23 protein-coding genes are annotated in these 13,403 nt (G+C 54.4%); 2 read left to right on the top strand and 21 right to left on the bottom strand.

Going from position 1 to position 13,403, the window contains the following annotated elements:
- Positions 1-65: 65 nt before the first annotated feature.
- The 11 genes from rplR to PH5382_RS17550 all read right to left on the bottom strand — a co-directional run bounded on the left by rplR (position 66) and on the right by PH5382_RS17550 (position 5,250).
- Positions 66-425 (bottom strand): 50S ribosomal protein L18, encoded by a 360-nt coding sequence (gene rplR / locus PH5382_RS17600; protein WP_058335703.1) that lies wholly within the window; start codon positions 423-425, stop codon positions 66-68.
- 11 nt (positions 426-436) lie between these two features.
- Positions 437-970 (bottom strand): 50S ribosomal protein L6, encoded by a 534-nt coding sequence (gene rplF, locus PH5382_RS17595; RefSeq protein WP_058335702.1) that lies wholly within the window; start codon positions 968-970, stop codon positions 437-439.
- Between the two features lie 12 nt (positions 971-982).
- Entirely contained in the window at positions 983-1,375 is a 393-nt protein-coding gene (gene rpsH / locus PH5382_RS17590) for a 30S ribosomal protein S8 (protein WP_058335701.1), read from the bottom strand.
- A 13-nt stretch (positions 1,376-1,388) separates the two neighbouring features.
- Positions 1,389-1,694 carry a 30S ribosomal protein S14 gene (gene rpsN / locus PH5382_RS17585; RefSeq protein WP_009810831.1) on the bottom strand — a complete coding sequence of 102 codons (306 nt, stop codon included), beginning with the start codon at positions 1,692-1,694 and terminating at the stop codon, positions 1,389-1,391.
- Positions 1,695-1,713: 19 nt separating this feature from the next.
- Complete coding sequence (gene rplE / locus PH5382_RS17580) at positions 1,714-2,277, bottom strand: 50S ribosomal protein L5 (RefSeq protein ID WP_058335700.1); 564 nt, start codon at positions 2,275-2,277, stop codon at positions 1,714-1,716.
- Positions 2,277-2,582: a 50S ribosomal protein L24 gene (gene rplX, locus PH5382_RS17575; RefSeq protein ID WP_058335699.1), complete on the bottom strand. Its 306-nt coding sequence runs from the start codon at positions 2,580-2,582 to the stop codon at positions 2,277-2,279. Before rplX ends, rplE begins: the two co-directional genes overlap by 1 nt.
- Before the next feature lie 2 nt (positions 2,583-2,584).
- Complete coding sequence (gene rplN, locus PH5382_RS17570; RefSeq protein WP_058335698.1) at positions 2,585-2,953, bottom strand: 50S ribosomal protein L14; 369 nt, start codon at positions 2,951-2,953, stop codon at positions 2,585-2,587.
- Between the two features lie 102 nt (positions 2,954-3,055).
- Entirely contained in the window at positions 3,056-3,286 is a 231-nt protein-coding gene (gene rpsQ / locus PH5382_RS17565; protein ID WP_009810826.1) for a 30S ribosomal protein S17, read from the bottom strand.
- Positions 3,287-3,298: 12 nt separating this feature from the next.
- A complete protein-coding gene (rpmC, locus tag PH5382_RS17560; protein WP_058335697.1) occupies positions 3,299-3,502 on the bottom strand; it encodes a 50S ribosomal protein L29 in 204 nt (67 codons plus the stop codon).
- 198 nt (positions 3,503-3,700) lie between these two features.
- On the bottom strand, positions 3,701-4,399 hold the full coding sequence (locus PH5382_RS17555; protein WP_197410073.1) for a hypothetical protein: 699 nt from the start codon (positions 4,397-4,399) through the stop codon (positions 3,701-3,703).
- 230 nt (positions 4,400-4,629) lie between these two features.
- Positions 4,630-5,250: a 2OG-Fe(II) oxygenase family protein gene (locus PH5382_RS17550; RefSeq protein ID WP_058335741.1), complete on the bottom strand. Its 621-nt coding sequence runs from the start codon at positions 5,248-5,250 to the stop codon at positions 4,630-4,632.
- A gap of 181 nt (positions 5,251-5,431) precedes the next feature.
- On the opposite strand from PH5382_RS17550, the gene PH5382_RS17545 reads away from it, so the two are divergent.
- A complete protein-coding gene (locus PH5382_RS17545; protein WP_058335696.1) occupies positions 5,432-6,190 on the top strand; it encodes a TylF/MycF family methyltransferase in 759 nt (252 codons plus the stop codon).
- A gap of 157 nt (positions 6,191-6,347) precedes the next feature.
- Here the strand turns inward: PH5382_RS17545 and rplP are convergent, their stop codons facing one another.
- From rplP to rplB, 5 genes are read right to left on the bottom strand one after another with little or no spacing between them, the layout of a single operon-like run.
- The gene (rplP, locus tag PH5382_RS17540) at positions 6,348-6,761 is read right to left on the bottom strand and encodes a 50S ribosomal protein L16 (protein WP_058335695.1); all 414 of its coding nucleotides are present in this window, start codon (positions 6,759-6,761) and stop codon (positions 6,348-6,350) included.
- Positions 6,762-6,773: 12 nt separating this feature from the next.
- Entirely contained in the window at positions 6,774-7,484 is a 711-nt protein-coding gene (rpsC, locus tag PH5382_RS17535) for a 30S ribosomal protein S3 (protein WP_058335694.1), read from the bottom strand.
- Positions 7,484-7,864: a 50S ribosomal protein L22 gene (gene rplV, locus PH5382_RS17530; RefSeq protein WP_009810820.1), complete on the bottom strand. Its 381-nt coding sequence runs from the start codon at positions 7,862-7,864 to the stop codon at positions 7,484-7,486. The genes rpsC and rplV overlap by 1 nt, the downstream gene beginning before the upstream one ends.
- Before the next feature lie 3 nt (positions 7,865-7,867).
- Positions 7,868-8,146 (bottom strand): 30S ribosomal protein S19, encoded by a 279-nt coding sequence (rpsS, locus tag PH5382_RS17525; RefSeq protein ID WP_058335693.1) that lies wholly within the window; start codon positions 8,144-8,146, stop codon positions 7,868-7,870.
- Between the two features lie 3 nt (positions 8,147-8,149).
- A complete protein-coding gene (gene rplB, locus PH5382_RS17520) occupies positions 8,150-8,992 on the bottom strand; it encodes a 50S ribosomal protein L2 (protein ID WP_058335692.1) in 843 nt (280 codons plus the stop codon).
- Positions 8,993-9,488: 496 nt separating this feature from the next.
- Between rplB and PH5382_RS17515 the strand changes: the two genes are divergently transcribed.
- A complete protein-coding gene (locus PH5382_RS17515) occupies positions 9,489-10,154 on the top strand; it encodes a DUF3800 domain-containing protein (protein ID WP_058335691.1) in 666 nt (221 codons plus the stop codon).
- Between the two features lie 215 nt (positions 10,155-10,369).
- Here PH5382_RS17515 and PH5382_RS17510 read toward each other — a convergent pair whose 3' ends face one another.
- The 5 genes from PH5382_RS17510 to PH5382_RS17490 all read right to left on the bottom strand — a co-directional run bounded on the left by PH5382_RS17510 (position 10,370) and on the right by PH5382_RS17490 (position 13,114).
- Positions 10,370-10,666: a 50S ribosomal protein L23 gene (locus PH5382_RS17510; protein WP_009810816.1), complete on the bottom strand. Its 297-nt coding sequence runs from the start codon at positions 10,664-10,666 to the stop codon at positions 10,370-10,372.
- Positions 10,663-11,280 carry a 50S ribosomal protein L4 gene (gene rplD / locus PH5382_RS17505; RefSeq protein WP_058335690.1) on the bottom strand — a complete coding sequence of 206 codons (618 nt, stop codon included), beginning with the start codon at positions 11,278-11,280 and terminating at the stop codon, positions 10,663-10,665. The genes PH5382_RS17510 and rplD overlap by 4 nt, the downstream gene beginning before the upstream one ends.
- Positions 11,277-11,987, bottom strand: coding sequence for a 50S ribosomal protein L3 (gene rplC / locus PH5382_RS17500; protein ID WP_058335689.1), 711 nt, complete (start codon positions 11,985-11,987; stop codon positions 11,277-11,279). Before rplC ends, rplD begins: the two co-directional genes overlap by 4 nt.
- A gap of 18 nt (positions 11,988-12,005) precedes the next feature.
- Positions 12,006-12,320, bottom strand: coding sequence for a 30S ribosomal protein S10 (rpsJ, locus tag PH5382_RS17495; protein WP_008207555.1), 315 nt, complete (start codon positions 12,318-12,320; stop codon positions 12,006-12,008).
- A gap of 233 nt (positions 12,321-12,553) precedes the next feature.
- The gene (locus tag PH5382_RS17490) at positions 12,554-13,114 is read right to left on the bottom strand and encodes a hypothetical protein (RefSeq protein ID WP_156414957.1); all 561 of its coding nucleotides are present in this window, start codon (positions 13,112-13,114) and stop codon (positions 12,554-12,556) included.
- Between the last annotated feature and the right edge of the window lie 289 nt (positions 13,115-13,403).

Genomic DNA, 13,403 nt, shown 5'->3' with positions numbered 1-13,403 from the left:
GGTGAGGCGCCCCTTGCGGAGCGCCTCCCGGATCATCGGGGTGGCAGAACTGCCACCCGCAAGTCTTAGATCTTCAGACCGCCTTCACGCGCAGCGTCGGCCAGGGCCTTCACTTTGCCGTGGAACAGGAAGCCGCCACGATCGAAATAGGCCTCGGAAACACCAGCCGCCTTGGCGCGCTCGGCGATAACCGAACCCACTTTGGTCGCCGCTTCGATGTTGTTCTTGCCAACAAAGCCGAGATCTTTTTCCAGTGTCGAGGCTGACGCCAGTGTCTTGCCTGCCAGATCGTCGATCAACTGAACCGAGAGGTTCTTGTTGGAACGATGAACTGAAAGACGCAGACGGCCGGCGTTGACCTTGCGAAGTTTGTTCCGGACGCGCAGGCGACGCTTCAGAAACAGGGTACGTTTGCTGTTTGCCATTGTGCTGGTCCTTACTTCTTCTTGCCTTCTTTGCGGAAGATGAACTCGCCCTTGTAGCGGATGCCTTTGCCCTTATAGGGCTCGGGACGGCGCCATTCACGGATCTTAGCCGCGACTTCGCCCACCTGCTGCTGGTCGATACCTTCCACAACGATTTCGGTCTGCTTCGGCGCGGTGATGGTAACACCTTCCGGAGCAACAAAATCGACATCATGGCTATAGCCCAGGTTCAGCTTCAGGGTATTTCCCTGCATCTGAGCCCGGTAACCAACACCCTGGATCTCCAGCTCTTTCTTAAAGCCGGTGGTCACGCCAGCAACCAGGTTTGCAACCATGGTGCGGGACATGCCCCACTGCTGACGAGCGCGCTTGGACTTGCCGCGAGGCTCGACCTTTACTGCGTTCTCTTCAACCAGGAGAGTGACGTCGTCGGTAGCTGTGAAGCTGCGGGTCCCTTTGGGGCCCTTAACTTCGATGCTCTGGCCGGACACGCTAGCGGTGACACCGCTGGGCAGTGCGACTGCTTTTTTACCAATACGGGACATCGATAGACCTCCTTAGAATACGGTGCAGAGCACTTCGCCGCCAACATTGGCTGCCCGTGCGCTTGCATCCGACATCACACCCTTGGGGGTGGAGACAATCGACACACCCAGGCCCTGACGGACCGACGGGATGTCATTGACGCCCATGTAAACGCGACGGCCAGGTTTGGAAACCCGCTTCACTTCGCGAATGACAGGATCGCCATCGTAGTACTTGAGGCTGATTTCCAGCGCCGGATGGCCGCGTTCGTCAGTCGTTTTCTCATAGCCGCGGATGTAACCTTCGTCAGCCAGCACATCCAACACCCAAGCGCGCAACTTCGACGCAGGGGATGATACGGTGGATTTGCCGCGCATCTGAGAGTTACGAATACGGGTGAGCATATCGCCGATAGGATCGTTCATATCTGTCTCTCCCTTACCAGCTCGATTTCACCATACCGGGGATCTGGCCATTCGAGCCCAGTTCCCGCAGCGCGATCCGGCTGACCTTCAGCTTACGATAGTAAGCGTGAGGACGACCGGTCAGCTGACAACGGTTGTGAAGACGAGTTGCCGAAGAATTCCGCGGCAGTTTTGCCAGTGTCAGACGCGCTTTGAAACGCTCTTCCATTGGCTTGGATTCGTCATTCGCGATTTCTTTAAGCTCGGCGCGTTTCGCGGCATATTTTGCCACCAGACGCTCGCGCTTTTTCTCGCGTTCGATCATGCTTTTCTTAGCCATGTCTCTGTCCTTCCCGCGCTCAGCTATTGAAGGGCATGTTGAAAGCTTTCAACAGCGCCTTTGCTTCCGCGTCGGTTTTCGCGGTGGTGGCAATCACGATATCCATGCCCCAGTTTTCGTCGATTTTATCAAAATCGATTTCTGGGAACACGAGATGCTCTTTCAGGCCCATGGCATAGTTGCCACGACCGTCAAAAGAGGTACCCGATACGCCGCGAAAATCGCGGATACGAGGCATCGCAACGGTGATCAGACGATCCAGGAATTCAAACATCCGGTCGCCGCGCAGAGTTACCTTTGCGCCCATCGGCATGCCTTCACGAACCCGGAAGCCAGCGATGGAGTTCTTCGCCACAGTGGTCAGAGCATTCTGGCCAGCGATGGTGGAGAGATCAGCCTGGGCGGATTTGGCTTTCTTGCTGTCTTTGACAGCAGCGCGGCCGCACCCGATGTTCAGAACGATTTTTTCCAGCTTAGGCAGCTGCATAACGTTCTTGTAGCCGAACTCTTCGGTCAGGGCACCAGTGATGGTTTCCTTGTACAGAGTCTTCAGACGCGGGGTGTAGGTTGCGTTATCAAGCATCAGACAGTCTCCCCGGTCGTTTTGGCGAAGCGCACTTTCTTGTCGTCTTCCATGCGGAAGCCAACGCGAGTTGCTTTACCATTGGAGTCCAGCAGTGCCAGGTTCGAAAGCTCGATTGGCAGTGCTTTGGGCAGGCGGCCGCCCTGGTCGCTTTGTGTCTGACGTGTGTGGCGGATCGCCATGTTCACGCCGTCAACAATCGCTTTACCGGCTTGGGGGTCAACAGAGGCGATGGTGCCTTCTTTGCCCTTATCCTTACCGGCCAGCACGATAACCTTATCGCCTTTGCGGAGTTTAGCAGCCATTGTTACAGCACCTCCGGAGCAAGCGAGATGATTTTCATGAAGTTTTTGGCGCGCAGCTCGCGAACAACTGGGCCAAAGATACGTGTACCTACGGGCTCATTGTTGTTGTTGAGGATGACGGCGGCGTTGCGATCGAAACGGATCGCGGTACCATCGGCACGACGGACTTCTTTGGCGGTGCGAACGACGACGGCCTTACGGACATCACCTTTCTTAACGCGACCGCGGGGGATGGCTTCCTTAACCGAGACAACAATGACGTCGCCTACGGATGCGTACTTACGCTTGGAACCACCCAGAACCTTGATGCACTGAACTCGGCGAGCGCCGGAGTTGTCAGCAACATCCAGGTTTGTTTGCATCTGGATCATGTGGTTTCTCCCGACCTGTGGGGACTGGCGATGCGTGCCAAATTATGCCCCCAGGGTTTCGACAAACTGGTCAGTCTGCCGCTTATGGGACCTTACGGTCTCTTAAGCGGTCAGAACTTCCCAGCGTTTCGTTTTCGATTTCGGCGCGCATTCGATGATGCGAACTTGATCGCCGACCTTGAAAGCGTTCTGTTCATCGTGCGCCCGATACTTTTTGGACTTACGAATGGTTTTCTTCAGAACAGGATGCGTGAAGCGGCGTTCAACCGAGACAGTTACGGTCTGGGCGTTGGCGTCGCTGGTCACGGTGCCTGTGAGAATACGTTTGGGCATCTGTCAGGCTCCTTATTCTGCAGCTGCGGCTGCAGCTTTTTCGTTCAGAATGGTCTTCACGCGGGCAGCGTTACGGCGAGCCGTTTTGATACCCGAAGTGTTTTCCATTTGACCGGTAGCTTGTTGAAAACGGAGATTGAAGCTCTCTTTTTTCATGGATGCAAGCAGATCGCGGAGCTCGTCCACGGTCTTATCGCGCAGATCATTGGCGTTCATCGCCTTTGTTCCTTGTCCTAAGCACCAGAAGGCCCCGTGAGGGTCACCTTGTTATCTGGTGGGTTATGTAAAACCCCATACCCGAAGGCATGGAAAAAGAATCACCAGGCCCAGATCCGTGACAGATTTAAGCCAAGCGATGTGCTCCTATAGGGGAGATGGGCGGGGGGGGCAAGGGAAAGGTTGGCAGCAGTCACTCTACTCCAATAAGTCAAGACGATCGATTGAAGACAAGCTGCTTCTTAGCCACGTTCGATACTCAAGAGACACTTCTGCCGACGCCTCATCCAAACCAATTTCACTTAGATCAAAGTCGTCTGGCATTGAAAACTTCTGCTCTAGGCGAACTAACCGTTCAACAACATAATCGTAACCTACACTTGGGTCTTCGTGGAATTCGATAGCACAACAATGAAAGTACTTCTTCAGAAGAGGGTCCACATTTTTGTATAAGAACTCCAAGCTTGTCTCGCTCGCTACTACACCAAAGTTCTCAATGCCATCAGGATGGTAAAAATGTTGAACTGCGTTTCGCAGTTTGAGTATCCGATCAAAGCTGTCGCGGTCAGGTAACGATATACCGGTTACCGCCCAAAGGATATTAGGAAGGTGCTGGAAGTCATGCGTCCTCCCCTTTTCAAGCATCCTTTTCAACTGGAGTTCGTTAGTTGAGCCCTCATACAAATCAGAGATGTTTTTGAAAATTAGGAGTGGGTGCGAGCGGGCTATCAATGCCTTCAGGACGAGTTCGCCAGCATGTGCCGCGTTTAAGACAGAAGTGTTTCCCCAGTACTCTCTGCCTGGATCAAGATATACTGCGTGCGTATTGGCCTGGCTAACTGCAGCCTTGGCATTCCAAATGATGCGCTCAGGGATTTCGGAAAATATCTTGTGCATGTAGAGACACTAGCACAACTAAAACGCGACAATCCAGAATTCCCAGTAGGAGAATAACCTTGGAAGCGATTGACTATGTTCAGACGCTCCCCACGCGCTTCACCCTAAACTTTGCCGCTCGGCTCGGTCGCACTAAAAATGCCTACGTTAATCGCCGTACCGCGCGAGGCCTCCGACCGGTCGGCCCCCAATCGTTCCCCCGGAACGATTGCCGCTGCGCGGGTCGGATCTTACTCCCACCGATAGTTAAAACTGACTGAAATCCGGTCGTCTTCGGACATGTTCATCGGTACCTCGTGGCGCAGCCAGCTTTCCCAGAGCAGCACATCGCCCACATCGGGCTTCATGTAGATAAAGGGCTTCAGCTCGCGACGCGCGTCTTTCACCCGGACCGGCGCGGCCATCATCATGGCGGAGCGCGGATCTTCCAGCTTCAGCGCGCTGGTGTCTTCGGGCATTGCCACATAGGTGGTGCCAGAAATCACCGAATGTGGATGGATATGCGAGGCATGCATGCCGCCTTCGGGCAGGATGTTGATCCAAAGATCCTCGAGCTTCAGCGCACGGCCATCCAGATCAAACTCAAGATCCTTGGCGAAACTAGCGACATGGGCATCCAGAACCTTGACCAGATCGGCAAAGATCGGGAACCGCCAGGGCAGATCCGTCAGCGATGCATAGGAGGTATAGCCGGGATAGCCGTTTTCCTCGCACCAGTCCTGCCCCGCCTCGTCATCCTCGGCGATGACCAGGCAAGACTTTTCCAGCTCTTCGGCATTGATCTTCGGATCAAACTCCGACAGGGCAGCGCGATAGAGGCGGGTCGCAAACAGCGATTCAATCTGTGACATGGCAGACTCCATAAACCAGTTGCCTCCCCAATAAGGGATCTGCGGCAATGCGGCAATGCGGCCCCGCAAGCCTCATTTCCCTCTCAGAACCGCCGCCGCAGAAATTTTGGCTCGGTCTAAACCGTATTTTAAGTGCCTTCGCGCTAATTTTTCTCCAAATGGCTTTGAAGGAATTAAAGTGATGCTAGATACCTCGCCTCAGGCGAACAGCCTCTATCTGGACCTGATGGAGAAATGCCTTGCCAATACCATCTATGGTGACGATCCAACCGATCCATGGACCGGCAAAAAATATCACGTAGCTTTGCGTGAGAACGGCAAGGACTGGCCGAGCAAGGCCCATACGATGATTGGCGCAAAACGGCTGCGCAACACTCGCGAGATGGCCGAGGCCGCGATCAAAGAAGGCATTCCCGGCGACTTCATCGAAACCGGCGTCTGGCGCGGTGGCGCAAGCATCATGATGCGCGCGGTCTGCAAAGCCTATGGCGACACCAGCCGCCAAGTCTATGTTGCCGACAGTTTTGAAGGTCTACCACCTGCTGACCCGACCAATTTCCCCGCCGACACCGGCGATGTCCACGACACCTACGAAGAGCTCGCGGTGTCACAGGAGCAGGTCAGCGCCAACTTTGCCTCTTATGGCTTGCTGGATGATCAGGTGAAATTCCTGAAAGGCTGGTTCAAGGACACCCTGCCCGGTCTGGATCGCACCTTTGCCGTAGTGCGCCTTGATGGCGATATGTATGAATCCACCATCCAGGCCATCGAAGCGCTCTATCCGCGGCTCAGCCCGGGCGGTTTCCTGATTGTGGATGACTATGGTGCCGTCCCCGGCTGCAAACAAGCCATCGAGGACTATCGCGCGGCCAACAACATTACCGCGCAGATCTTCGGCATCGACTGGACAGGTGTCTGGTGGCGCAAACCCCACGAATAAGTCGCGTCATCGAAAACCGCCGCGCTTTGTTCGGCGGTTTTTCTTTTGCCGCCCCTTTTCTTGGCGCCCCACATCGCGTGAATGCGGGCCACAGAAATGAAAAAGCCCCCGCTGAATTCTCAGCGGGGGCTTTTTTGATTATCAGAACCGGCAGATCTTACCAGTCTTCGCGAACCACGACGCGGGTTTTCACCGGCAGTTTCATCGCGGCCAGACGCAGGGCCTCACGGGCGATGTCGTCGTTGACGCCGTCGATTTCAAACATCACGCGGCCAGGTTTGACCTTGCATGCCCAATAATCCACGGAACCTTTACCTTTACCCATACGAACTTCGACGGGCTTGGAGGTCACAGGAGTGTCCGGGAAGATACGGATCCAGACACGGCCCTGACGCTTCATGTGACGGGTCATGGCACGACGGGCAGCCTCGATCTGACGCGCAGTGACGCGCTCAGGAGTGGTTGCCTTGAGGCCGTAGGTGCCAAAGTTCAGATCGGAGCCACCTTTGGCGTCGCCCTTGATCCGGCCTTTGTGCATCTTGCGGAATTTAGTACGCTTTGGCTGAAGCATTTCGTTCTCTCCTTAGCGACGACCGCCACCAGCACCACGAGGTGCAGGGCCGTCCTGGAGTTCCTGTGCTTTACGGTCACGTGCCTGTGGATCGTGTTCCATGATCTCACCTTTGAAGATCCAGGTTTTGATCCCGATGATCCCATAGGGAGTCATCGCTTCGGCATGTGCGTAATCGATGTCGGCGCGCAGTGTGTGCAGAGGCACACGACCTTCGCGGTACCATTCGGTACGGGCGATTTCAGCGCCACCCAGACGACCAGCAACGTTCACCCGGATACCCAGGGCGCCCATACGCATGGCGTTCTGTACGGCGCGCTTCATCGCACGACGGAAAGACACACGACGTTCCAGCTGCTGAGCGATGGACTCACCAACCAGGGCTGCGTCGAGCTCGGGCTTGCGAACTTCAACGATGTTGAGGTGCAGTTCCGAAGCAGTCATCGAGGCGAGCTTCTTGCGAAGCACTTCGATGTCAGCGCCTTTTTTACCGATGATCACACCAGGACGTGCGGTGTGAATGGTCACGCGGCACTTCTTGTGTGGACGTTCGATGATCACACGGGCGATACCGGCCTGTTTGCACTCATCCTTGATGAATTCGCGCAGTTTCAGGTCTTCGAGCAGCAGATCACCAAAATCTTTGGTGTCGGCGTACCAACGGCTGTCCCAGGTACGGTTGATCTGCAGGCGCATGCCAACCGGATTGACTTTATGTCCCATTAGGCTTGCTCCTCAACTTGACGCACCTTGATGGTGATCTCAGCGAACGGTTTCAAGATCTTGCCGAAACGACCACGGGCACGAGGACGGCCACGCTTCAGGGTCATGTTCTTACCAACCCAGGCTTCGGCAACGATCAGCTCGTCAACGTCCAGGTTATGGTTGTTTTCAGCATTGGCGATGGCAGACTGAAGGCATTTCTTCACGTCCTGCGCGACACGCTTGTTCGAGAAAGTCAGGTCGGTCAGAGCCTTGTCAACTTTCTTGCCACGGATCATCTGCGCAACCAGGTTCAGCTTCTGCGGGGAAGTACGGAGCATGCGGGTTTTCGCCATTGCTTCGTTGTCTGCCACGCGGCGGGGATTTTGTACCTTACCCATGACTTACTTCCGCTTCGCTTTTTTGTCAGCGGCGTGACCATAATAGGTACGAGTTGGCGAATACTCACCGAACTTCTGACCGATCATGTCTTCCGAGACGTTGACTGGGATGTGCTTCTGGCCGTTGTACACACCAAATGTCAGACCCACGAACTGGGGCAGAATGGTGGAACGACGCGACCAGATTTTGATGACTTCGTTGCGGCCGGATTCGCGCGCAGCTTCGGCTTTCTTAAGCACGTAGCTGTCGACAAATGGGCCTTTCCATACAGAGCGAGACATAAATTAACGCCCCTTCTTCTTGGCGTGACGCGAGCGGATGATCAGCTTTTGCGACGCTTTGTTTTTGTTGCGGGTGCGCTTACCTTTGGTCGGCTTGCCCCATGGGGTTACCGGGTGACGACCACCAGAGGTACGACCTTCACCACCACCGTGTGGGTGATCGATCGGGTTCATGACAACACCACGAACCGAAGGACGCTTGCCTTTGTGGCGCATGCGGCCGGCTTTACCGTAGTTCTGGTTCGAGTTGTCAGGGTTCGACACGGCACCAACGGTGGCCATGCATTCCTGACGAACCATACGCAGTTCACCCGACGACAGGCGAATCTGAGCGTAGCCACCATCACGACCAACAAACTGAGCATAAGTACCAGCAGCACGGGCGATCTGGCCGCCTTTGCCTGGCTTCATCTCGATGTTGTGGATGATGGTACCGATCGGCATGCCGGAGAAGGGCATTGCGTTACCGGGCTTGATGTCAGCTTTTGCCGAAGCAACAACTTTATCACCAACCGCCAGACGCTGTGCTGCCAGGATATAGGCCTGCTCACCGTCTTCGTATTTGATCAGGGCGATGAATGCGGTCCGGTTCGGGTCATATTCGATCCGTTCAACGGTTGCCGCAACATCCAGTTTGTTCCGCTTGAAGTCAACGATACGGTAAAGACGCTTTGCGCCACCGCCGCGACGGCGAGAAGTAATTCGTCCGGTGTTGTTCCGGCCGCCCGATTTCGTCAAACCCTCAGTGAGAGACTTGACGGGACGTCCTTTCCAAAGCTCCGAACGGTCGATCAGAACCAGCCCACGCTGGCCCGGCGTCGTCGGCTTATACGACTTGAGTGCCATGCTTTCTGTCTTCCGTTTAGCTACGACGGGTTGCCCCGCCGTTGCAGATCATCGGGGGCGTGCCCCAGTAGATCCGCTATGTGTAAGCCCCCCGTCCGTTTGCCCCATGTGGAGCGCGCTACTAAGGTGGCCAGTCTTTAGGGCCCCAAAGGTCCCCAGCTCAATATATCCCACAAAGATAACGGCCCCAGAACGAATCTGAGGCCAGCAGGATTGGGCGGATGTAGCAGGGATGGGGGGGGGTGGCAATGGCCCTCTTTCAGGATCGTACCTTCATCACAACCCCGCACTGACTATACATCAGACGTCCATATGAGAAAGTCGAGTTGGTGGATCACCTCTTTAGGAGAGTGCTATGCTGTACTTTCTCCTCTGGGGAGTTTAAATCACCAACCAAAGAGTTTCTAACCCCCAAATAAACTGAGGTAGTCAACGTTTGGCAAAAGAAGACTTTCAATTTTTTAGCGACAGTAGCAGCCATCGGGGACACCAGTTTATGGTAGTTGGTGGAATTCTCCTCACCCCAAATCGTGCAAGGGAGCTCAACTCCGCAATGCTGGCCTTAAAGGATCAAGCCAAGATGGGCCCCGCAAGCGAGTTCAAGTGGTCGGGATACAAGAACGGCCAAAGGAAAAAGGCATATTTTGAGCTCGTCGATTTATTCTATAGCATGATCGAAAAGAACCATCTGCACTTTCACTGCTTGATATGCGACTTCAATGATTTTGATCACAAACACGACGAACTCAATGGTTCGAAAAACATGTTCCGAAGCGTCAACAAACTCTACTATCAGCTTCTTGTACATCAGATTTGTCGTAGGTACGGGAAGAAAGGCAAAATCGCCATGTACCCCGACCATGGGAACGACTCGGCAGAAATTGTCAGCTTTCGAGAAAACGTTTGCAAGGCGGCGTATTTCAGCCATGGCGCAAACTTCGGAAGCCTAATGAGAATACAACCCTACCCCTCATCAAAGATGCTACCTCTTCAGCTTCCCGACGTAATACTAGGTGGCATAGCCGCACTGCGCGAGAACCGGAAGCTAAACAAGAACAAAAACGAATTAGGAAACTACATTCTTGAAAGATCGCCTCTAGCCGACTGGAGCGAAACAACTAGTCGGGATGCCAACTTTACAGTTTGGCACTGGAAGAAATGAAAGGAAGACAGGTATTTGGCTCCCGAAGTCTATTCCGAATAACGGAAACGGCTGATCTCTACCAACGTATTCGACAACCGGGAGCCAAGTAGCAACCTATACCCACCCACCTATTTTGTCAAGTTTATAGGGAGTTAACCCTTCAACTTAGGCCAATAGCAAAAAGGCCCCCGCTTCGCAGCGAGGGCCTTTCCAATCAGGTCAAAACCAAAATCTCAGAGTCCGGTGGACACGTCGATTGTGTTGCCCTCTTCGAGCGTCACATAGGCTTTTTTCACGTCTTTGCGACGGCCGATCTGGCCGCGGAACCGCTTTTGCTTACCCTTGGTGATGGTGGTGTTGACCGCCTTCACTTTCACACCAAAGAGGCTTTCAACAGCTTCTTTGATCTGGGGTTTGTTGCTGTCGATCGCAACTTCAAAAACAACCGCACCGTTTTCGGATGCCATGGTGGTTTTCTCGGTGATGATCGGCTTGCGGATCACATCGTAGTGTTCTGCTTTAGCGTTCATTTCAGGCGAGCCTCCAGTGCTTCGAGACCTGCTTTGGTGATCACCAGGGTGTCACGCTTCAGGATGTCATAGACGTTCGCACCCATTGTTGGCAGGATATCCAGACCTTCAATGTTGCGCGACGCTTTCAGGAAGCCTTCGTTTACCGAGGCACCATCGATGACCAGCGCGCGCTTCCAACCCAGGTTTGCAACCTGTTTGGCCAGAGCACCGGTCTTGCCTTCGGCAGCGGCGTCAGAGATCACAACCAGTTCGCCGGCTTTTGCCTTCGCGGAGAGTGCGTGACGCAGACCCAGCTTGCGGAACTTTTTGGTCAGCTCGTGGCCGTGCGAACGCACAACGGGGCCTTTGTAGATACCACCACCGCGGAAGATCGGTGCCGAGCGAGCGCCGTGGCGTGCGCCACCGGTGCCTTTTTGGCGATAGATCTTCTTGGTCGAGTATTTGACTTCCGAACGGGTCTTTACCTTGTGGGTACCGGCCTGCGCGTTGTTACGCTGCCAGCGAACCACACGGTGCAGAATGTCCGCACGTGGCTCCAGACCAAAGAGGTCGGCGTTCAGCTCGATGTCGCCAGCTTTGCTGCCGTCGAGATTCATCACATCAAGTTTCATGCTTCACCACCTTCTGCAGGGGCTTCGGTTGCAGCGGCTTTGACACCAGCTGGGAACGGAAGACCTTCAGGAGCTTTCTTCTTCACGGCATCCTTGACAGTGACCCAGCCACCTTTGGAACCGGGAACGGCGCCTTTGATGAAGACCAGACCACGGTCGGCGTCAGTTTTGACGACTTCCAGGTTCTGTGTGGTTACGCGGGCAGCACCCATGTGACCAGCCATCTTCTTGCCTTTGAAAACCTTGCCGGGATCCTGACACTGGCCAGTGGAGCCATGCGAACGGTGAGAGATCGAAACACCGTGCGAGGCACGCAGACCACCAAAGTTGTGACGCTTCATCGCACCGGCAAAACCTTTACCGATCGATGTACCAGTGACGTCCACTTTCTGACCTTGCAGGAAGTGTTCGGCAGAGATTTCAGCACCAACTTCGATCAGAGCTTCGGCAGGAACGCGGAATTCCACGATCTTACGCTTGGGCTCGACTTTCGCAGCAGCAAAGTGACCACGCATGGCCTTGGAGACGCGCTTTACCTTGGCGGAACCTGCACCGAGCTGAACAGCTGTGTAGCCGTCTTTGTCTTCGGTACGCTGAGACACAACCTGCAGGCCATCCAGGTGAAGAACGGTCACAGGGATCTGCTGACCATCTTCAAGGAACAGACGGGTCATGCCAACTTTTTTTGCAATAATACCAGAGCGCATTATTTATACCCTCCGTTCTTAAGATTGCAGTTTGATCTCGACGTCCACACCAGCGGCGAGGTCGAGCTTCATCAGCGCGTCCACGGTCTGGGGGGTCGGATCAACGATGTCGAGCATACGCTTGTGCGTACGGATCTCGAACTGGTCACGAGATTTCTTGTCAACGTGGGGACCACGCAGAACGGTGAATTTCTCGATCTTGTTTGGCAGTGGGATCGGGCCGCGAACAGTCGCGCCGGTCCGCTTGGCAGTGTTGACGATCTCTTGTGTGCTGGCGTCCAGTACACGATAGTCAAATGCCTTCAGCCGAATACGGATATTTTGGCTTTGCATTAGTCAGCCTTTATCTAGGCGTGAAGGTTGAGAGGAGGGGCAGCGACCATCGCTTACCCTCGTCGAACCCAAAAGGCGGGAATCACCCCGCCTAGCTGTTCCACTAGGGAACCTGCGCCCTATACGCCTGATACGCCAACGTGGCAAGACGTTTCGCGCGCGAAACAGTTGCCTTTGGGGCGTGCGGCGGGTTTGGGGTTTGTGTGGCCTTCCGACCCGAGGAGGAAACAGGGTTAGAGTAGCGCCACAGCTTCTTCCGGCGTTCGAACTTTGACCCCCTCAAAACTTTCCGTGCGCTCAATTTTTTTGAAGTTATTGTCGCTGGTTACAAAGACATCCCTACTATTGGAAACGTGGGCCCACATCATCTGCCGGTCGCACCAACGGTTCCGCCATTTTTTGTCAGTCAAAATATCACCGGTAGCTTCGGGGGCCAGCCTTTTGAAGTCCGAGTAACTGAAAGCTACGCTTGGAAACAAAACATTGTGAATGCGCTCTTCGAGGTCACACTCTTCGTCCGCAAACACTGCGTGATCCAAGTAACTGATGTCGATGTAGGCCATTCCCAGAAGCAAGGGAATGTCATCTATGTCCAATTCCTTCAAGCGCGCTTCAAATTCGCGAAAACTATCCAGATATCTGTCTCCTGGTTGACGTTCAGATGCAGAAACCGCCACAAAAGCGACCTCCGCTTTTCCAGCTCTGTGAGCCGATATCAAACTCTGGACATTCGTCGCGCTTGGACGGCAAAGATCTAAGTCAATAATACAATTGGTATCCAGCGTAAATTTCAAAGCCCGGCCCTCACAGAACACTCCATCAGAGAGACCTTACTTCCTCATTTTGGCTGTTAGAACCCAACTGAGCGAACCATTTCTCCCGGACAGACCTGTTAGAGGGTCACTGAAACAGAAAAAGGGCGCCCCTTTGGGCGCCCTTTTTATATTCTCACCTGTGTGGTTCTCGGTGATTTTCCCCGGTGGGGAAGATCACCTGTCACCACCAGACGCGCGAGCGCGTCTTACTCGGTGATTTTGGAAACGACGCCAGCGCCGACGGTGCGGCCGCCTTCGCGGATCGCAA

This window comes from Phaeobacter sp. CECT 5382 (assembly GCF_001457775.1).
GTDB lineage: Bacteria > Pseudomonadota > Alphaproteobacteria > Rhodobacterales > Rhodobacteraceae > Pseudophaeobacter.
Note: the sequence above shows the minus strand (reverse complement) of the source record. Positions and strands in the feature narration are given on the sequence as shown.